The following is an 18,573-nucleotide window of genomic DNA, read 5'->3' on the forward strand; positions in this document are numbered from 1 at the left end:
CCCTCCAGGTAGGAGCTGGCAATTCCGTGGGTGTACCAGGAAGTGACAAAGGTGGTGCCGGTGAGCCAGCCACCCAGGGCCAGATAGGCCGTGGGGAACAGGAGCAGACCAGACCACCCCACAAATACGAAGCGGTCGCGCTTGAGCCAGTCATCGAGGATGTCGAACCATCCCCGCTGCGGCGCGCGGCCTAAGGCAATCGTCATGAGAACGGCTTCATGAAGCGTTACACAGGAATACTACGGGTCATAACCGTCAGGTGCGCAAACCCACCGCAACGCTGAGCAGATTTACCTAGGGGCCGCCAGTTGCGTTTTGCCCAAGTCGCTTCTTGCACCATGGGGGACGGGATTCGCCACAGTGGGGCCAGCCCAACCCCCATCCATGTACGTAGTCGAGCTCTCCCTCAAGCTCAGCCCCATGCCTGTTGCCGTTCAGCGCAAGGAGTTGAACGATGCCCAGGCCCTCTACAACCAGGTGCGGCAGGTCCTCGAAGGCGATGGCCCCCGACTGCTGGAACTCACTTGCGAGAAGGAGGAGGAAAAGCGGATCACCTTGCTTTGCAGTGAAGTGGTGGCGGTGCAGCTGTACGAGAAATCAGCCATGGGTAGCGGCGGCAAGCGCCCCGGTTTCAGCTTCGACAGCTGAGCTGCCACGGCATCGCGCTGGAGCCACCCGGTCATGACGACTCCTCTCACCGTTGAGCGCCTGAGCTTCGCCTGGCCCAATGGCCGCCCGGCCCTGCGTCACTGCAACCTGCAGATCCCGAGGCCAGGGCTATGGATGCTGGTGGGCACAAATGGCAGCGGCAAAAGCACATTGCTGCGGTTGATCGCCGGCCTGCTGGAGCCCCGCAGCGGCCGTATTAGCGCTGCCGGCAAGGCTGCACTCGTCTTTCAAAACCCAGACCACCAGCTGCTGCTGCCCAGCTGCGCCAGCGACCTGCAACTAGGCCTGCCAGCAGATTTAGGCGACGATAAACGGCGCTCGCGAGTGGCCGAATCCCTTGCCCAAGTGGGGTTAGGCGGTTTTGAAGAGCGGCCGATCCACACCCTCAGCGGCGGCCAGAAGCAGCGCTTGGCCATAGCCGGCGCCCTTGCCAGCGACGCCGATCTAGTGCTGCTGGATGAACCAACCGCCCTGCTAGACCCCGACAGCCAAAACGGGGTTTTGCAGTTGCTCTGGCAGCTCACCCACCGGCCCGCAGCCCCACTCACTGCCCTTTGGATAACCCACCGGCTTGAGGAGCTGCAGCACTGCGATGGCGCCGCCTTGATGGAACACGGCTCCGTGGGGAGCTGGCAGAACGGACAGCAGCTAGCCCAGCGCTTGGCCCCCTTGCAGGGCGGCAGGGCCGAAGGGTAAGGTCTTCGGACCGGTTTGATCCGGCTTATTCCTCGGTAGCTCAGCGGTAGAGCGATCGACTGTTAATCGATTGGTCGCAGGTTCGAATCCCGCCCGGGGAGCTTATTCACCAAACCGCAGCCCTTGGGTTGCGGTTTTTTATTGCCCGCGCCGCAACAAAAAACCAGGAAGAAATCCTGAAGATTCTGGCCAAACTGACAGCAGCAGGGCTTGCCCCCACTGGCCTGAGTCAGGCGAACGGGCGCGATCAGCCCAAAAGAATCGTTTCAGCAAGTCTTCAATCAGCGGCCGGAGCTCACCCATCCGGGCAAAAACGGAGAAAATGCGCTGAAGTTCGCTGCGGCGGTAGCGATTGCTCCTCTACCTGATTCCATGAAGCCCTGCATCCTGCTGATCGAAGACGACAGCGACATGCGCGAGCTGGTGGCAGGCCACCTGGAGCATGGCGGCTTCGACGTTCAGCGGGCCGAAGACGGCATCAAGGGCCAGGCTCTAGCCCTGCAATACAGCCCTGATCTGATCCTGCTGGATCTGATGTTGCCCAAGGTGGACGGCCTCACCCTTTGCCAGCGGCTACGGCGCGATGAGCGGACTGCCAAGATCCCGATCCTGATGCTCACGGCCCTCGGCAGCATCAAAGACAAGGTGAGCGGTTTCAATTCCGGCGCCGACGACTATCTCCCTAAGCCCTTCGATCTCGAGGAGCTGATGGTGCGGGTTAAGGCGCTGCTGCGCCGCAGCGACCATGCCCCCCTCTCCACCAAGCACAACGAAATCCTCAGCTACGGCTGCATCACCCTGGTGCCGGAGCGCTTTGAAGCCATCTGGTTTGACAAGCCGGTGCGCCTCACCCACTTGGAATTCGAACTGCTGCACTGCCTGCTGCAGCGCCATGGCCAAACCGTGGCACCTTCCCTGATCCTCAAGGAGGTGTGGGGCTACGAACCTGACGACGACATCGAGACCATCAGGGTGCACGTGCGCCACCTACGCACCAAGCTCGAGCCCGATCCCCGTAAACCCCGCTTCATCAAAACGGTGTACGGCGCCGGCTACTGCCTGGAGCTACCCAGCGAACGCCAAGCCCAGGCCAGCTGATCAGATCCCCGCCAACTCCAGCAGGGCCACTTCCCAGGCCAGCCGCGGCTGCACGTAGGCGCGCAGCTGGCTACGCAGGCGTTCCAGACGCTGGAGCTGGGCTGCCGGGGCCTGCCGCCTCCATAAAGCCAGCTGCCACCAGCCAAGCAGCCATAGCTGTTGTTCAGCATCAAGGGCCTCGGCCAGATCCCTTGCCAGGGCCAGGGCCTGGAGGGGCTCCGCAGCTGCTGCCAAATCCAGCAACCTTGCCGCCAGCCCCTCAGGCAGGGCTGCCCAGGCCTGGCGGCAACGCAGCAGGCCCCCCGGCGAACCTGCAGCCAACTCCAGTAATTCAGGTGGATCGGCCGTTGGGGCGGGCTCACCGCAGCGCTCCAGCACCACCGCCAGCTGCTCGGAGCTGAGCCGGGTGAAGGGGATCTGCTGGCAGCGGGAGCGAATCGTGGTGAGCAGCTGCTCTGGCTTCGCCGCGATCAGGATCAACAGGCCCTCGCCGGGCTCCTCAAGGGTTTTGAGCAAGGCATTGGCTGCCCCCTCAGCCATCGCCTCGGCGTCCTCCAGCACCACCACACAGCCCCTGGCTTCCACGGCCCTGCGGGATAAAAAGCGCGAAACGTCGCGAATCTGCTCAAGCCGCAGCTGGGGCGCAGCCCGGCGCGCCAACCCCAGCTCCTCGGCCTTGGAAGCCGGCACCAACTGGCCTTTGTCCTGATAGGTGGGCTCGACCCAGAGCAGATCCGGGTGGTTTCCCTCCTGCAGACGCCGGCGGATACCGGCATCGCCCTGAAGCCCTGCCAGCACACCCTCCAAAAAGCGCAACGCCGCCAACCGCCGCCCGACGCCATCTGGGCCGGCAAACAGATAGGCCGGCGCCAGCCGCCCCTTAACCAAGGAGGCCTCGAGCAGGGCTACGGCCCTGGTCTGACCAAGCAGGTCCTCAAACAGGGCCGTCATGGGGGAGAACCAGCCGCAAGCTCGGCCAGCAAGCCGCAGCAGGTTGCCGCCACCTGCTGCGGTGCCCCGGTGGCATCAACCCGCCGCCAGCCCCGCCCTGCGGCCAGGGCCGCAAAACCCTCGATAACCCGCTGCAGAAAAGCCTCGCCGCTGGCCTCGATGCGATCGGCAGGGCGCTCACCGCGGCGGCGCAGGGATTCGGCCAGGGGCAACTCCAGCCAAAGAGTGAGATCGGGGGCCAGACCTCCCGTAGCAAGCTCCTCCAACTGGGCGATACGGGCCAGGTCGAGGCCGCGGCCATAGCCCTGATAGGCCGCCGTAGAGCCGCTGTAGCGATCGCTCAGCACCCAATGGCCGGCCGCCAGAGCCGGCCGAATGCATTGCTCCACATGCTGGGCCCGATCGGCGGCGTAGAGCAGCAGCTCGGCCATTGGCTCCGGCGCCGCCTCACCAGGGGGGTGCAGAAGCAGCTGACGCAGGGCGGCCCCCAGGGCAGTGCCACCCGGCTCCCGGGTCACCAGCAGCTCCACCCCGGGTGCCAGCAAGCCACTGGTGGGCAACCAGCGACGTAGAGCCTCGATCTGGGTGCTCTTGCCACAGCCATCGATGCCCTCAAGCACCACGAACCGGCCTTGGGGAGCCACTGCCGGCTCTGACACCTGGAAATCAGCTGTCATGGGTCCTTCCATCTTGCAACAACAGGGCATTTGCCACCACCGTGATCGAGCTAAGAGCCATCAGCAGGGCAGCCAGCGGCGGGGTGAGCATTAGCCCAAAGCCGGGCAGCAACACGCCGGCCGCCAGGGGCAGCACGATCAGGTTGTAACCAAAGGCCCAAGCAAGGTTTTGGCGCACCTTGGCCATGGTGCGGCGGGCCAGCAGCAGGGCCCGCACGATGCCGTCGAGCTGCTCGCCCATCACCACCAAATCGGCGCTGTCCTGGGCGATCTGGGTGCCCGTGCCGACGGCAATGCCAAGGTCTGCCGCAGCCAGGGCAGGGGCGTCGTTGATGCCATCACCCACCATCGCCAGGGCCCCGTAGGCCGGATGCTTCAGGATGCGCTCCAGCTTCTGCTCTGGCCGCAGTTCCCAGGCCAGCTCGGCCTCAGCCAGGCCCAGCCTGCGGCCCAGCTGCTGCACCGGCTCACGCCGATCACCGCTGAGCAGGCCAAGATCCAGATCCATGCCCCGCAGGGCTGCCAGCACCGCCGCCGCATCCGGGCGGGGCTGATCATTGATTGCTACTAATCCGAGCAGGCCCAGCTGGTCGTCGGCCACGGCCAGCACGCTGGCCCCGTGACACTCGAGTAGAGCCTGGCGGGCAAGCAATGGGGCTGAGGGCGCGGGCTCCACCCAGGCCAGCCTTCCAACCCGCAACCGCCTGCCCTCCACCAAGCCCGCCACGCCTTCACCGGCTGTGGTGTGGGAATCACCCAGCTCAAACAGCGCCAGATCACGGCGTTGGGCTTCCTGCAGCAAGGCCTGGCCCAAGGGATGGCGACTGCCCGCTTCAAGACTGGCAGCCAGTTGCACCAGCCGATCGGCATCAAGATCAGCGAGGGGCTCCACCGCCGCCACCAAGGCACGCCCCAGGGTGAGGGTGCCGGTTTTATCGAACAGCACAGCCTGGAGCCGGGCAGCGGTTTCAATCGCATCACCACCTCGAAACAGCAAACCCTCCCGGGCAGCCCTACCGGTGCCCACCGTGATGGCGGTGGGGGTAGCTAGGCCCAGGGCGCAGGGGCAGGCCACCACCAATACCGCAATTGCTAATTGCAGGGCCAATGCAAAGGGGGTTTCGGCGCTGGTGCCGAGCACCCCATGGCCGGAGTGGCCCCCGGCATGACCGGCGGCATGGGGGGAGTTGAGCACCTGGGGCCAGATCTCGGTGCCTAGCAACCACCAAAAAAGCAGCGTCGCCACCGCTAAAGCCAGCACCACCAGGGTGAAACGCCCGGCGATCCGGTCCACGAGGGCCTGAATTGGCGCCTTACGCGCCTGGGCCCGCTCCACCAAATGGATGATCCGGGCAATGGCGCTGTCGGCCCCACGGCGACTCACCTCCAGCACCAGGGGCGCTTCCAAATTGAGGCTGCCGGCGGCGAGCTCGCTGCCGGCAGCGGCCTGCAGCGGAAGCGGTTCGCCGGTAAGACCTGAAACATCCACCGCCGAGCAGCCCTCCAGCACCACGCCATCAACTGGCACCCGGTCTCCGGGCAGCAACCGAACGCGGTCACCGGGGCGCAGGCCGCCAACCCGCACCGGACGTGGCGGCCCATCGCCAAGCAGCAGCAGGGAGGTGTCAGGTTGGAGCTCAGCGAGCTGCTCGAGGGCACGGCCGGTGCGAAAGCGGGCCCGTTCCTCCAAAAAGCGGCCCAGCAGCACAAAGCCAAGCAGCATCACCGGCTCATTGAAAAAGCAAGGCCAGCCGGTTTGGGGCCAAAGGAAGGCCACCAAGCTGGCCCCATAGGCACTGAATACCCCCAGCCCCACCAGGGTGTCCATGCTGGGCAAGCCGGCCAGAGCTCCCTGGATTCCCCGCACCAAAATTGGCCGCCCGGGCCCTGCCAAAGCTGCAGTGGCCACCAAGGCGTGAATCCAGAGGGCACCTAGCCCCGCCCCTGGCAGATGGCCGAGCACGGACACCAGCAGCAGCAGCAGGGCCACCACCAGCTGGCGCCACTGCTGCCACCAGCTGCGCGCCCGCAGGCGCTCCCGAAGACTCGAAAACTCGATTTCAGTGGAGCGCAGTCGCGCCTGAAAACCCAGCTCTGCCAAGGCCTCAACCAGGATCCCTTGATCCGCTTCCGCAGAGGCGAGATCGACCCAGGCAGTGCGGGTTAAGAGGTTGACGCTGGCCTGGCGCACCCCGGGCTGATCCAGCAGGCGCTGCTCCACGGCCCGCACGCAACCGCCGCACTTCATCCCCTCGATCTCCAGCAGGAGGGGCTCCAGCAGAGGCGGCTCCTGGAGCGAGTGCAAGGCCAAGCAGGTAAAGGAGTCGGCCCAGGCTAGGGACATCCGCCAGGATGGGCCCACGAAGTCCGCAGACCCAGCCCGTGCCCCGCAGTCAGCGCAACGACAACTTCATCGATAAGAGCTTCACGGTGATGGCCGACTTGATCCTCAAGGTGCTGCCCACCAACCGTCGCGCCAAGGAGGCCTTCGCCTACTACCGCGACGGCATGAGCGCCCAGGCCGACGGCGAATACGCAGAAGCCCTTGAGAACTACGAGGAGGCGCTAACCCTCGAGGACGACCCCAACGACAAGGCTTTCATCCTCTACAACATGGCGTTGGTGTTTGCCTCAAACGGTGACCACGCCAAAGCGCTTGATTTCTACGGCCAGGCCCTGGATCTCAACAGCAAGATGCCCCAGGCCCTTAACAACATGGCGGTGATTCACCACCACTTGGGCTCGATCGCCGAAGAGAGCGGCGATGCCGATGAAGCTGACCGCTGTTTCGATCAGGCAGCCGACTTTTGGGGCAAGGCGATCCGGCTGGCACCAAACAACTACATCGAAGCCCAGAACTGGCTCAAAACCAGTGGCCGCGGCAGCGTCGACGTGTATTTCTGAACCGGATTAACCCCGGTCGTCGGCCGGATTCACCCCCAGGGCGGCTACCAGCGCCTCAGCCACGCCACCGGCCTCCAGTAGCTGCAGACCAAACCCAGCGGCCGCCTTGGCCAGGCCCGTGCCCCTCGGCACCACCGCCCTGGTGAAGCCCAGCCGCGCCGCCTCCTGCAGCCGCAGCTCCAGCTGCCCCACGGGCCGCAGCTGGCCGCCCAGGCCCAGCTCCCCCACCAGCACCGTGCCGGGCGGCAGGGTGAGATCGCGGTAGCTAGCCACCACCGCCGCGGCCACGCCGAGATCCGCCGCAGGCTCCTCCACCTCCAGCCCACCCGCCACCGCCAGGTAGCAGTCAAAGCGCGACAGGGGCAGGCCCAGGTGCTTTTCGAGCACGGCCAAGATCTGGTGCAAGCGATTAACGGCGATGCCGGTGGCGCTGCGCCGCGGGCTGGCGTAACTGGTGGTGCTCACCAAAGCCTGCATTTCCACTACCAGGGGTCTAGTGCCCTCGCAGGCCACGATCGTGGCGGTGCCGGCGCTGGGTTCATCGCCGCCGAGAAATAGCTCGCTGGGGTTGGTCACCTCGGCCAGGCCCCGATCACGCATCTCGAAAACGCCCAGCTCATGGGTGGCGCCGAAGCGGTTTTTCACCGCCCGCAGCAGCCGGTGGCTGGCAAAGCGGTCGCCCTCAAAGGTCAGCACCGCATCAACCAGATGCTCGAGCACCTTCGGGCCCGCCAGGGCGCCCTCCTTGGTCACGTGGCCCACCAGCAGCAGGGCGGTGTCCTGGCGCTTGGCGATGCGGGCCAGGGCGGCGGCACATTCCCGCACCTGGGACACCGAACCAGGGGCGCTGCCCAGTTCGGCGTCATGGAGGGCCTGAATGGAGTCAATGATCGCCACCGCTGGCCGCAACGCCTCCAGCTCCTGCAGCACCAGCTCCAGATCGGTTTCGGCGAGCAGCTGAAAATCAGCCCCAGCTTTGGATTCGCCAGCTTCGAGTTCGCCAGCTTCTGGTTGAGCAGGAGACGCCTCGGCCAGGCGACGCCAGCGCAGCTTCACCTGCTGGGCCGACTCCTCCGCACTCACGTAGAGCACCGACGCCCGACCCGCCATAGCGCGGGCGCTCTGCAGCAGCAGGGTGCTCTTACCAATTCCCGGGTCGCCGCCCACCAGCACCAGGGAGCCGGGCACCAGGCCGCCGCCCAGCACCCGATCGAATTCGCCGTAGCCGCTGCTAAGCCGCTGCAAGGCCCGCTCGCCCACCGCTTGGATCGGCTCGGAGCGTCGCGGCTGGCCGGCGACAACGGCTTCAGCGGCAGGAGCCTCGGCCACCGGCCGCCGGCGCCGACTGTCGGCCGCCGGAGCAGCTTTTTGCTCCACCAATGTGTTCCAGCTACCGCAGCTGGCGCACTTGCCAAAAAACTGGCGGGCCTGGGCTCCGCAGCTAGTGCAAACAAAAAAAGTGCTGGGCTTGGCCACGAACTAAGGGCTGAGGAGAGGGGGCTGTATGAAGAAAGGTGGCATTGAATAAATTTCGCCCCCTCCCGCCTTTTCAGTGGGGGCTATCTGATGTAGCAGCCCGGCTGCAGTGATGACGGCATCCGCCCCAACCACCACCCTCGGGAACAATCACGGCAAGGAAATAATCCTTGTCGTCGACGACGAAGCCAGCATCCGGCGGATCCTGGAGACCCGGCTATCGATGATCGGTTATCAGGTGATCACGGCCTGCGACGGCATCGAGGCCCTGGAATTGTTCAAGACCACTCAGCCGGATCTGGTGGTGCTCGACGTGATGATGCCGAAGCTTGACGGCTATGGCGTCTGCCAGGAGCTGCGCAAGGAATCGGATGTGCCGATCGTCATGCTCACCGCCCTAGGCGATGTGGCAGATCGCATCACCGGCCTCGAGCTCGGCGCCGACGACTACGTGGTGAAACCCTTCAGCCCCAAGGAGCTGGAAGCCCGCATCCGCTGCGTGCTGCGCCGGGTGGAGAAGGACTCCATCGCCGGTTCTCCCAATTCCGGGGTGATCACGGTGGGCGAACTGCGCATCGACACCAACAAGCGTCAGGTGTATCGAGGTGATGAGCGCATCCGCCTCACCGGTATGGAGTTCAGCCTGCTGGAGCTGCTGGTGAGCCGCAGCGGCGAGCCCTTCAGCCGGGGTGAAATTCTCAAGGATGTGTGGGGCTACACCCCGGAGCGTCACGTGGATACCCGGGTGGTGGATGTCCACATTTCACGTCTGCGCTCCAAACTGGAGGATGATCCAGCCAACCCCGAGTTGATCCTCACAGCTCGCGGCACCGGTTATTTGTTCCAACGCATCGTTGACGCCGTTGCCTCCGAAGGGACCTGAAAAGCGCGCCAAGCCCAGCCGGGCCATCCGCCGGCTGGTGATCTGGTATCGCCGCAACGCTGCGGTAACCAGCCTGGTGGATAGCGCCACTTCTGCCGCCAGCTCCGCCGCCAACACTGCTGGCAATGTGGCTGGCACCGCCACCAGCGTGGCCGGCAGCATGGCCAACACGGTGCTGCAGCCGCTGGTGTTCGACCCCCTACGCCGCCTGCAACGGGGCCTGGGCGGACCGGGCGAAGACACTCCGATCAACGACTCCGACCGCCTCTGGGTAGCGGTGGATGGCATGGGTGGGGACCACGCCCCTGGGCCAATTCTTGAGGGCTGCCTGCGGGCCGTGGAATTGTTGCCCCTGCGGGTGCGTTTCGTGGCCGAAACGGCCCTGCTACAGGCCGCCGTGACCGCCATGGGCCTCCAGGACGAACTCAACGAAGCCGTGGCTCGCGGCCTGATCGAGCTTGTGGCCAGCGGCCCCTCGGTGGGCATGAACGAAGAGGCCACGGTGGTGCGCAAGAAGCGCGACGCCAGCATCAACAAGGCCATGGATCTGGTGAAGCAGGGCGAGGCCACGGCGGTCTATTCCGCTGGCAACTCCGGCGCCGTGATGGCTGCAGCGATATTCCGGCTGGGCAGACTCAAGAGCATCGATCGCCCAGCCATCGGCGCCCTATTCCCCACCAAAGACACAGAACAGCAGGTACTGGTGCTCGATGTGGGCGCCAACATGGATTGCAAGCCCGCCTACCTGCACCAGTGGGCGCTGCTTGGGCACATCTACAGCCGCGATGTGTTGCAGGTGGCCCAGCCCCGCATCGGCCTGGTGAATATCGGCGAAGAGGAGTGCAAGGGCAACGAGCTCTGCCTGCGCACCTACCCCCTGCTGGCAGCAGAGGAGCGCTTCACCTTCGCCGGCAACTGCGAAGGGCGCGACATCCTCTCGGGCCAGTTCGACGTGGTGGTGTGCGACGGCTTCACCGGCAACGTGCTGTTGAAGTTCCTGGAATCCGTGGGCAGCGTGCTGCTGGATGTGATCAAAGAGGAACTGCCCAGGGGCCGCCGCGGCAAGGTGGGCTCGGCCTTCCTGATCAACAACCTGCGCCGCATTAAAAAACGCCTCGACCATGCCGAACATGGCGGAGCCCTACTGCTTGGGGTTAATGGGGTATGCGTAATCGGCCACGGCAGCAGCAAGGCTCTCTCGGTGCTCAGCGCCCTGCGCCTGGCCCACTCCGCCGCCAGCCACGGTGTGATGGCCAACCTCCACGCCCTCAGCGAAGCGGGCAGCCCCGAAGCGCCAGTCGCCTGTGATTGACTGAGCCAACTGTGAGCCTTTCCCGGTGTCGCTCGGCGGAGTCAACACACCAGAGCTAAACGCAACGGGCCTGCTGGGCATGGCCTTAGTTGGATGCGGCAGCGCAGTGCCAGCCGCCAGCATCACCAATCAGCAACTCAGCGAGAGGGTTGACACCAATGACGAGTGGATCCGCACCCGCACTGGCATTGGCGCCCGCCGGATCGCAGGCCCCAGCGAATCCCTCACCTGCCTAGCCAGCCGCGCCGCCCAGGCCGCCCTCGACCATGCCGGCTGGAGCCCAGACGATGTCGACCTGATCCTGCTGGCCACCTCAAGCCCCGACGATTTATTCGGCACGGCGCCGCGGGTGCAGGGGGCCTTAGGCGCCAGACGCGCGGTGGCCTTCGATCTCACCGCCGCCTGCAGCGGCTTTCTGTTTGCCCTGATCACCGCCAGCCAATATTTGGGCAGCGGCGCCATGAAGCGGGCTCTGGTGATCGGCGCCGACCAGCTCAGTCGCTGGGTCGACTGGGACGACCGCAGCACCTGCGTGCTGTTTGGCGATGGTGCCGGTGCCGTGGCAGTGGAGGCTTGCGGAGCGCAAGACAACGGCCTACTTGGTTTCCGCATGCGCTCCGACGGCAGCCGCAACGGCTGCCTAACTCTTGCCCAGCTGGATAAACACGCACCTCTGCTCGGGGAGCTCACGGCCCAGCGGGGCGGCTTTGCCCCGATCCAGATGAACGGCCAAGAGGTCTACAAATTTGCGGTGCGAGAGGTGCCGGCAATCCTCAGCGAGTTGCTGGAAGCCACCGGCACCGCCCCCGAGCAACTCGACTGGCTGCTGCTGCACCAGGCCAACCAGCGCATCCTCGACGCCGTTGCCGACCGCTTCGCCATAGACCACAGCCAGGTGCTGAGCAACCTGGCCCTCTACGGCAACACCTCGGCCGCCACGATTCCATTAATGCTCGATGAAGCCGTCAAGGACGGCCGGGTGCAGCCTGGCCATCTGCTGGCCAGCAGCGGCTTTGGCGCCGGCCTTAGCTGGGGTGCAGCTCTCCTGCGCTGGCAGGGCCCCACCGACTGAGACCTAATCTCCTGCCGACTTAGTTTGAGGGTGAAGGCATGGGCATTGCCTGGGTATTTCCTGGCCAGGGCTCGCAGAAAGTGGGCATGGCAGAGCCGGTGCTGCAGCTGCCTGGCGCCCGGGAGCGTTTCGAGCAAGCCTCAGCCCTGCTGGGCCGGGACCTGCTGGCGATCTGCTCAGGCACGGGGGGTGGCGGCGACCTAAGCGATCTCAACGACACCCGCAACACCCAACCGGCCCTATTTGTGATTGAAAGCCTGCTGGCAGAAGCCCTGCAGGCCCAAGGACGGGTGCCCCATCTAGTAGCTGGCCACAGCCTGGGCGAGCTGGTCGCCTTGCATGTGGCGGGGGTGTTCGACTTCGCCACCGGTCTGCAGCTGATGAAAAGCCGCAGCACCTTGATGGCCGCTGCCGGCGGCGGCGCCATGACGGCGGTGATGGGCTTCGAGCGGAGCGAACTGGATGACCTGGTGGCAGCCACCGAAGGGGTGGTTGTTGCCAACGACAACAGCGACGCCCAGGTGGTGCTCTCCGGAAGCGCCGAGGCGGTGGCAGCCGTCAGCAGCAGCTTGAAGTGCAAACGGGCGATTCCCTTGGCCGTTAGCGGTGCCTTCCACTCCCCCTTCATGGCGGCAGCAGCCACCGCCTTTGCCACCGAGCTGGAATCGGTGGCCTTCGCCGATGCGGCGATCCCCGTGCTCAGCAATACCGATCCCAGCCCCGAAACCAACGCCGCCGCGCTCAAGGCCCGCCTTGTGCGTCAGATGACCACCGGCGTGCGCTGGCGCGAAACCATGGCGCAATTCGGGGCTCTGGGCATCGATGTCGTTGTGGAGATTGGACCTGGAGCCGTGCTCAGCGGCCTAATCAAACGCAGCTGCCCGGGCAGCCAAACCGCCCAGATCAGCAGCGCCGCCGACCTGGCGCTATGAGCCAATCAAGCCAGCCGCCGGCCCTGATCCGCACACCGCCGCCGAGCCTCACCTACCGGCTGATCAGCTATCTGCTGGTGTTTCCGATTTACCGCTTGTTGTTTCGCGGCCGCACGGCTGGCAATGGCAACGTGCCAAGGCAAGGGGCTTTGGTGGTGGTGGCGAACCACGGCTCCCACCTTGACCCCCCCCTACTGGGCCACGCCCTTGGCCGGCCAGTGGCCTTCATGGCCAAGGCAGAGCTGTTCAGGGTGCCGATACTCGGCGCCATCATCCGGGCCTGCGGCGCCTACCCGGTGTCCCGAGGTGCCAGCGACCGCGAGGCCATCCGCACCGCCACCAACCGCCTGCTCGAGGGTTGGGCCACCGGCGTATTCATCGACGGCACCCGCCAGAGCAATGGCCGGGTGAATGATCCCCAGGCTGGCGCCGCCCTGCTGGCGGCCCGAGCCGGCGTGCCCCTGCTGCCGGTGGCGATCATCAACAGCCACCGGGCCCTGGGGCCTGGGCAATCGGGGGCACGGCTGCTGCCCATTCACATCCGGATTGGCACGCCAATTGCACCACCCGCCTCACGGCGGAGAGCCGACCTCGACGTCGCCACGGCCGCCTGTCAGGCCCAGATCAATGCTCTGCTCGACCAGGGTTTGATCAGTGGCCGCCAGCTGGGCCCAACTGGCCAGGCAGGCGAGCTGCCGCCCAGTCCTTGAGGTCTCGGCCACTCAGCACCCACAAGGCAGCCCGGAGTCCATCGCCCCACACCTTGCGCCGCCCCTCCGGCTGACAGCTATCGCCACAGGAAACCGGCACCGGAGTGAGGTGGATGCCGCGGCTGCCGGCCACGATCCTTCCCACCAGCAGAGCCCGGTCCATGTGGTCACTGCTGGTGACAAGCAGGGCGTGGCGGATACGGGCTTGGCGCAGATCGTCCACCAGGGAGGTGAAATTGGAAAGGGTGTCGCGAGCTCGGTAGTCGAGCTGCACCTGGTGGGATGGCAAGCCCTGGCGTTGCTCAAACAACCAGTGGGCATATTCAGGATTACTGCCGCCACTGACCACCACCGGCAACCCCCGGCGGGCCGCCAAAGCCGCCGCCTCCCGCTCCCGCGCCAGATCGCCGCCCAGCACCAGGATCATCTGGGCTGGCGGGGGCGCCGGCCACCACCAACCGCGCGACAGCCAAAGAAAACCACCAGCCAGCAGCAGCGCCACCAGCCCCCAGGGGCTGGGGCGAGGCCGGCGAGAGCGCCGCTTGCTGGAGCGCCCCTGAACACGGCGAAGGGGAGGGCGCTGCAGCGGATCGGGTTGGGACACCATCAGAGCCCCGCAACCGGCGAAGTGGGGTAGGAGGGCAACACGGGCTGCCAGGGAGCTGCCAGGCCCTGATCTGCCGCCTGCACGCTTAGCTCAAGCAATTGCTCAACGTCGTTGGGCAGCAGGGCCGCGGCGGACAGCTGGGGACCCGGAGGCAAGGGCGTATCTGGGGCAAACAGCCGGGGCGCCTGCAACTCAATGATGGCGCGGTCTGGGCCAGCCGGGGCATAAAGCCCAGCCACCACGCCGCGGCGCGGCAGCTCCTGCACCAACCAGGTTGGCTCGCCAATCCCCTGCCGCCGGGCCACCAGCAAAAAGCTGCCCACGCCGTCGAGGGGCAACTGCAACTGCTGGGCCAAGGTGCGGGCCAGCACCACCGTGAGCCGGGTGCCGGTGAACCCGCCTGGACCAGTGGCCACCGCCAGGCGGCTGAGCTGGGGCCACTGCTCAGCTGGCAATAGTTGTTCAATGCAGCTGAACAGCTGATTGGAGAGCTCGCGGCCGAGAGGAAAGGCGCGCACCACAGTGCGGCCCGCCAGGCCGCTTGGCGCGTCAAGCCAGCGAACTCCTACACCGAGCACCTCACTGGAGCTGTGCAAGGCCAAAACAGCAGCCATCAGCTTGTCCTCATCGCGGCAGGACTGCGCCTGGGCAGAGACGCTGCCAGCGGCCCGCATCCCGCTGAAAACTGCCGCAGGCGCGCACGTCCCACTCCACTCCCACCCCACCTGCGGGAAGATCCTGCACCTGCACGTGAATGCGTGGCTCGGTCGGGCTGAGATCGGGCTCCAGGCAGAGGTGGGGTGCACCGTGCTGACGCTCCACCGCGTGGTAGGCCTGACAGCGGTCGACCCAGTGGCAATCCACGCAGATGCACATGCTGCCCAGGCTGAGCCAGGAGCCCATTGTGACGGCTCACCGCCCCACTGGCGAGGTGGCAGAAGAGCTGTGGCAGCGCCTGCTGGCCGAGCCCTGGCCCCTGCCCCGAGAAGCCCTGCCACCTGGCACGGCCCTGGTGGGCGGCGCCGTGCGCGATGGTCTGCTGGGGAGCCTGGAGCGCCAGCCGGACCTGGACGTAGTGGTGCCTGGAGATGCCCTAGCCCTGACCCGCCAGCTGGCCAGGGAGCATGGGGGCACCTGCGTGGTGCTGGATGCGGAGCGCAGCATCGCCCGGCTGGTGCTGGGGGGATGGAGCCTCGACCTGGCCCGCCAGGAAGGTTCAAGCCTGGAAGCGGACCTGGGGCGCCGGGACTACACAATCAATGCCATCGCCCTGCCCCTGCCCGCCGCCGGCGCCGCCGCGGCAGCCCTGGTGGACCCCACCGGCGGTCTCAGCCACCTGGGCAGCCGCCAGCTGGTGGCGGTGAGCGAAGCAAATCTGCTCGCCGACCCCCTGCGCCTGCTGCGAGGCATCCGCCTGGCCTGCTGCCTGAACTTCGAACTAGACCCCACCAGCCGCCGCTGGATTGAATCCCATGCCAGCCAGCTCGCCCAGGTAGCCGGCGAACGGGTGCTGGCGGAGCTGGAGAAATTGGCCTGCGCTGCCTACGGAGAAACGGGCCTGGCCCTGGCCCTGGAATGCGGCCTACTAGGGAGTTGGGGCGCCGATGCCACTATCACCGGTACGACTGAGACGGGTGCCGCCGCCCTAAGCGCACTGGGCCTGAATCAAGCCCAGGATCGGGGCCTGGAAGCTGAAGAAATCTCTTGGGCCCTACCTCTTGCGCGCCTAACTGCCCTGCTGCCCCCCGAAGCCCTGGCCGGTCTGCGCAGCAGCCGCAGGCTGCAGCAACGCAGCCGGGCCCTGCGCCACTGGCGCCAGGAGCTGGGCTCAGTGGGTGGCTGGGATGGGCTGCCGGAGGCTGGACGCCTGGCCCTATGCAGCGAATTAGAGGCCGATCTGCCCGCCCTGCTGCTGCTGCTTCCCCAGTCGGCGGCGGGCCTACTGGAGCGCTGGCGCCTGCCAAGCGACCCCCTATTGCATCCAGCGCCGCCCCTAGATGGCCTCAGCCTGCAGCAGGAGCTGGCGATTCCCCCAGGGCGCCTGCTGGGGCGCCTGCTCGCACACCTAACCCTCGAGCGAGCATTCGGGCGCCTGGTTGCAGGGCCCGAGGCCCATGCTGAAGCCCGCGCAGAAGTGTTGGCGGCGGCACAAAGCTGGTGGCAGCAACACGCACGGGAGGGAGGCGAGGACCGGCGGCGTGATTAACTTTCTGATGTAAAGGCGCTTCGAGAGGCTTCTCCTCGCCTGCAGAAAGTTTTTCTTCCCCCTTCCCCATGAGCATTCGCCTCTACGTCGGCAACCTGCCGCAGACCTTTGATGCCAAGGAGCTCGAGGCTCTGTTCAGTGCCGTGGGTGAAGGAGTGCGTTTCAAGGCCGTCAACGACCGCGACACCGGCGCTTGCCGCGGCTTCGGCTTTGCAAATGTCGAAGATCAAAAGACTGCCGAAACGGTGATCGAGCAGCTGAACGGCAAGGATTTCGGCGGCAATGCCATGCGCATCGAAATCTCTGAGCGCAAGGACAGCCGCAGCCCTGCCCCCGGCGAGCGTCGCCCCGGCGGCGCGGCTCCTACCGCTGCCCGCAAGGCCGTCAACAAGGTTGTGCACGCCGACAACGTCGATAGCGAAGCTCCCGATCCCCGCTGGGCCGGCGAACTGGCCAAGCTCAAGGACCTGCTGGCTAATCAGAAGGCTGCGGTCTGAGCCAAGCACTTACTGATACGGATCCGATCCCCAGCGACTGGAACTGGCAGGGACATCGGATCCACCTGCTTGCAGCGGGCTCGCCCAGCAGCACAGACCGGGTTGTGCTTATCCATGGCTTTGGGGCGTCTGTGGGCCATTGGCGCCACAACCTGCTGGCCCTCGCTCCCCATGCCCGGGTGATCGCCCTCGACCTACTGGGCTTTGGCGCCAGCGATAAGCCTGTTTCGCGATTAGCTCAAGAGCCGCCAAGGCAGGGCGCTGTTCAGTACTGCTTCGACCTCTGGGGCCGCCAGGTAGCCGACGCGGTGAGGCAATTGCTTCTGGCCGATCCTGGCAGCAGCCCAGCCCAGCCCCGCGTGCACCTGGTGGGCAACTCGATCGGCGCGATGGTGGCCCTCACCGCCGCCAGGCTGCTACTGGCAGAGGGTTTCCCACCCTTTCAGGTGATCCTGATCGACTGCGCCCAGCGCACCCTCGACGACAAACGGGCGGCTCAGCTGCCGGGATTGGAACGGGCCAGTCGCCCCCTGGTGAAGCAGCTGGTGCGGCAGCGCTGGGTGATCGCACCCCTGTTTCGCCTACTGGCTCAGCCGGCCTTCATTCGCAGCGTGCTGGCGCGGGCCTACCCAAGTGGTGCCCACATCGACGAAGAGCTGGTAGCCCTGCTGCACCGGCCCAGCACCGATCCAGGTGCCACGGAAAGTTTTCGCGGCTTCGTCAACCTGTTTAACGACCACCTGGCCCCCGATCTGCTGGCCGACCTAAGCGCCGCCACACCAGCGCTGCCGGTGCGCATGATCTGGGGGGAAGCCGATCCCTGGGAGGATCCAGCCGAAGCACGCCGCTGGGCAGAGCAATACTCCTGTATTCAGGATCTACGCGTGCTGCCAGGGCTTGGACATTGCCCCCACGACGAAGCACCTGAGCTGGTGAATTCAATTCTGCTGGAGTGGATTCAAGGCGGCGCTACTCAGCGCACCTGAGCTACCAGATAGGAAAAAGGTAGATCGAATAGCTTGCCAGCCCTAGGCACAAAGGCTCGCTTGTTAAAAACGTCGTAGTGGTGCTCCTCTATTACATCAAGAATGCCCCTATAAAGCCGCAGCGATGCCCATACGGGCCATCGAGCGTCGGGAGCAAGCCAGCGCACGCCTGCCTCTGAGCGGGCAAACCACATTCGAGCTCTCTCCAGCTGAAATCGCATCAGTGCACGCCAATTATCGTTAACAGTGCCCGCAAGTAATTCGGCTTCGCTGTAACCAAATCGCTCCAGATCTTCCTGGGGAAGGTAGATACGCCCTCTAGAACGATCTTCGCCCACGTCGCGAAGAATGTTGGTGAGCTGGTTGGCGATGCCGAGGGCTACAGCTGCGTGGGAGGTATCCGGCCGATCACTCCAAGGGGCGCTTGTATAGGCAGGATCCAATCCCATCACCTCCTGAGTCATCAGGCCAACGGTGCCTGCCACCCGGTAGCAGTAGAGCTCTAGATCTTCGAAGGTGGGGTAACGGTGAAGGCGCAGATCCATCCTCTGCCCCTCGATCATGTCTAAGTAAGCCTGCAGGGGCTGGGGGTAACGCTCCATCGTGTCCCGCATGACCAGATCCAGGCCATCGCAAACCTCGCCAGCAAACAGGGCCCTAGTGCGCTCCTCCCAGGCATCTAGGCGATCTGCCAGCTCTGCCACAGGACGGGCTTGGGCCTCCGCACTATCCATCAGCTCATCTGTGCGGCGGCACCACACATAAATCGCCCAAATCGCCCGGCGCTTGGCCGGCGGCATCAACAAGGTGCCCAGATAAAAGGTCTTAGCCCACTCGGCCGTCTCCTGCCGGCAGGCCTCATAAGCCTTCTCCAAATTTGGGAGCGAGGAAACCACC

20 protein-coding genes, 1 tRNA gene and 1 pseudogene are annotated in these 18,573 nt (G+C 65.5%); 13 read left to right on the forward strand and 9 right to left on the reverse strand.

Annotation, left to right across the window (positions count from 1 at the left end):
- Positions 1-206, reverse strand: a pseudogene (locus C7K55_RS10260) (photosystem II D2 protein (photosystem q(a) protein)); the annotation flags it as partial.
- A 178-nt stretch (positions 207-384) separates the two neighbouring features.
- On the opposite strand from C7K55_RS10260, the gene C7K55_RS10265 reads away from it, so the two are divergent.
- The 4 genes from C7K55_RS10265 (at position 385) to C7K55_RS10280 (ending at position 2,463) form a co-directional block, all read left to right on the forward strand.
- On the forward strand, positions 385-648 hold the full coding sequence (locus C7K55_RS10265; protein WP_106632639.1) for a UPF0367 protein family: 264 nt from the start codon (positions 385-387) through the stop codon (positions 646-648).
- 33 nt (positions 649-681) lie between these two features.
- Complete coding sequence (locus C7K55_RS10270; RefSeq protein ID WP_106632640.1) at positions 682-1,365, forward strand: ABC transporter ATP-binding protein; 684 nt, start codon at positions 682-684, stop codon at positions 1,363-1,365.
- Positions 1,366-1,394: 29 nt separating this feature from the next.
- Positions 1,395-1,466 (forward strand) — tRNA-Asn (locus tag C7K55_RS10275).
- A gap of 271 nt (positions 1,467-1,737) precedes the next feature.
- Positions 1,738-2,463 carry a response regulator transcription factor gene (locus C7K55_RS10280; protein ID WP_106632641.1) on the forward strand — a complete coding sequence of 242 codons (726 nt, stop codon included), beginning with the start codon at positions 1,738-1,740 and terminating at the stop codon, positions 2,461-2,463.
- Here the strand turns inward: C7K55_RS10280 and C7K55_RS10285 are convergent, their stop codons facing one another.
- From C7K55_RS10285 to C7K55_RS10295, 3 genes are read right to left on the reverse strand one after another with little or no spacing between them, the layout of a single operon-like run.
- Positions 2,464-3,414 (reverse strand): DNA polymerase III subunit delta', encoded by a 951-nt coding sequence (locus tag C7K55_RS10285; protein WP_106632642.1) that lies wholly within the window; start codon positions 3,412-3,414, stop codon positions 2,464-2,466. It abuts the gene before it with no gap.
- Positions 3,411-4,091 (reverse strand): dTMP kinase, encoded by a 681-nt coding sequence (tmk, locus tag C7K55_RS10290; RefSeq protein ID WP_106632643.1) that lies wholly within the window; start codon positions 4,089-4,091, stop codon positions 3,411-3,413. Before tmk ends, C7K55_RS10285 begins: the two co-directional genes overlap by 4 nt.
- Positions 4,081-6,435, reverse strand: coding sequence for a heavy metal translocating P-type ATPase (locus tag C7K55_RS10295; protein WP_106632644.1), 2,355 nt, complete (start codon positions 6,433-6,435; stop codon positions 4,081-4,083). The genes tmk and C7K55_RS10295 overlap by 11 nt, the downstream gene beginning before the upstream one ends.
- 38 nt (positions 6,436-6,473) lie before the next feature.
- Here C7K55_RS10295 and C7K55_RS10300 point away from each other — a divergent pair, with 38 nt between their 5' ends.
- Positions 6,474-6,995, forward strand: a complete 522-nt coding sequence (locus tag C7K55_RS10300; protein WP_106632645.1) for a photosystem I assembly protein Ycf3 — start codon at positions 6,474-6,476, stop codon at positions 6,993-6,995.
- Positions 6,996-7,001: 6 nt separating this feature from the next.
- Here C7K55_RS10300 and radA read toward each other — a convergent pair whose 3' ends face one another.
- Entirely contained in the window at positions 7,002-8,471 is a 1,470-nt protein-coding gene (gene radA, locus C7K55_RS10305; protein WP_106632646.1) for a DNA repair protein RadA, read from the reverse strand.
- A gap of 112 nt (positions 8,472-8,583) precedes the next feature.
- Here radA and rpaB point away from each other — a divergent pair, with 112 nt between their 5' ends.
- From rpaB to C7K55_RS10330, 5 genes are all read left to right on the forward strand, one after another.
- Positions 8,584-9,354: a response regulator transcription factor RpaB gene (gene rpaB, locus C7K55_RS10310; RefSeq protein WP_106632647.1), complete on the forward strand. Its 771-nt coding sequence runs from the start codon at positions 8,584-8,586 to the stop codon at positions 9,352-9,354.
- Positions 9,335-10,666: a phosphate acyltransferase PlsX gene (plsX, locus tag C7K55_RS10315; protein WP_193486284.1), complete on the forward strand. Its 1,332-nt coding sequence runs from the start codon at positions 9,335-9,337 to the stop codon at positions 10,664-10,666. The genes rpaB and plsX overlap by 20 nt, the downstream gene beginning before the upstream one ends.
- A 79-nt stretch (positions 10,667-10,745) precedes the next feature.
- Positions 10,746-11,738 carry a beta-ketoacyl-ACP synthase III gene (locus C7K55_RS10320; RefSeq protein ID WP_106632649.1) on the forward strand — a complete coding sequence of 331 codons (993 nt, stop codon included), beginning with the start codon at positions 10,746-10,748 and terminating at the stop codon, positions 11,736-11,738.
- A gap of 38 nt (positions 11,739-11,776) precedes the next feature.
- Positions 11,777-12,670, forward strand: a complete 894-nt coding sequence (gene fabD / locus C7K55_RS10325; protein WP_106632650.1) for an ACP S-malonyltransferase — start codon at positions 11,777-11,779, stop codon at positions 12,668-12,670.
- The gene (locus C7K55_RS10330) at positions 12,667-13,380 is read left to right on the forward strand and encodes a lysophospholipid acyltransferase family protein (RefSeq protein WP_106632651.1); all 714 of its coding nucleotides are present in this window, start codon (positions 12,667-12,669) and stop codon (positions 13,378-13,380) included. Before fabD ends, C7K55_RS10330 begins: the two co-directional genes overlap by 4 nt.
- Here the strand turns inward: C7K55_RS10330 and C7K55_RS10335 are convergent.
- From C7K55_RS10335 to C7K55_RS10345, 3 genes are read right to left on the reverse strand one after another with little or no spacing between them, the layout of a single operon-like run.
- Positions 13,322-13,987 carry a YdcF family protein gene (locus tag C7K55_RS10335; RefSeq protein ID WP_106632652.1) on the reverse strand — a complete coding sequence of 222 codons (666 nt, stop codon included), beginning with the start codon at positions 13,985-13,987 and terminating at the stop codon, positions 13,322-13,324. The two genes, C7K55_RS10330 and C7K55_RS10335, sit on opposite strands and share 59 nt — an antisense overlap.
- Entirely contained in the window at positions 13,987-14,601 is a 615-nt protein-coding gene (tsaB, locus tag C7K55_RS10340) for a tRNA (adenosine(37)-N6)-threonylcarbamoyltransferase complex dimerization subunit type 1 TsaB (RefSeq protein ID WP_106632718.1), read from the reverse strand. The genes C7K55_RS10335 and tsaB overlap by 1 nt, the downstream gene beginning before the upstream one ends.
- A 10-nt stretch (positions 14,602-14,611) precedes the next feature.
- Positions 14,612-14,863, reverse strand: a complete 252-nt coding sequence (locus C7K55_RS10345; protein ID WP_106632653.1) for a Ycf34 family protein — start codon at positions 14,861-14,863, stop codon at positions 14,612-14,614.
- 28 nt (positions 14,864-14,891) lie between these two features.
- Here C7K55_RS10345 and C7K55_RS10350 point away from each other — a divergent pair, with 28 nt between their 5' ends.
- The 3 genes from C7K55_RS10350 (at position 14,892) to C7K55_RS10360 (ending at position 17,676) form a co-directional block, all read left to right on the forward strand.
- Positions 14,892-16,193 carry a tRNA nucleotidyltransferase/poly(A) polymerase-related protein gene (locus C7K55_RS10350; RefSeq protein WP_241518308.1) on the forward strand — a complete coding sequence of 434 codons (1,302 nt, stop codon included), beginning with the start codon at positions 14,892-14,894 and terminating at the stop codon, positions 16,191-16,193.
- Between the two features lie 68 nt (positions 16,194-16,261).
- Entirely contained in the window at positions 16,262-16,690 is a 429-nt protein-coding gene (locus C7K55_RS10355) for an RNA recognition motif domain-containing protein (protein ID WP_106632655.1), read from the forward strand.
- 104 nt (positions 16,691-16,794) lie between these two features.
- Complete coding sequence (locus C7K55_RS10360; RefSeq protein ID WP_106632656.1) at positions 16,795-17,676, forward strand: alpha/beta fold hydrolase; 882 nt, start codon at positions 16,795-16,797, stop codon at positions 17,674-17,676.
- Here C7K55_RS10360 and C7K55_RS10365 read toward each other — a convergent pair.
- Entirely contained in the window at positions 17,664-18,572 is a 909-nt protein-coding gene (locus tag C7K55_RS10365) for a phytoene synthase (protein WP_106632719.1), read from the reverse strand. The two genes, C7K55_RS10360 and C7K55_RS10365, sit on opposite strands and share 13 nt — an antisense overlap.
- Position 18,573 lies beyond the last annotated feature (1 nt).

It is taken from the genome of Cyanobium usitatum str. Tous (assembly GCF_003011885.1).
GTDB lineage: Bacteria > Cyanobacteriota > Cyanobacteriia > PCC-6307 > Cyanobiaceae > Cyanobium_A > Cyanobium_A usitatum.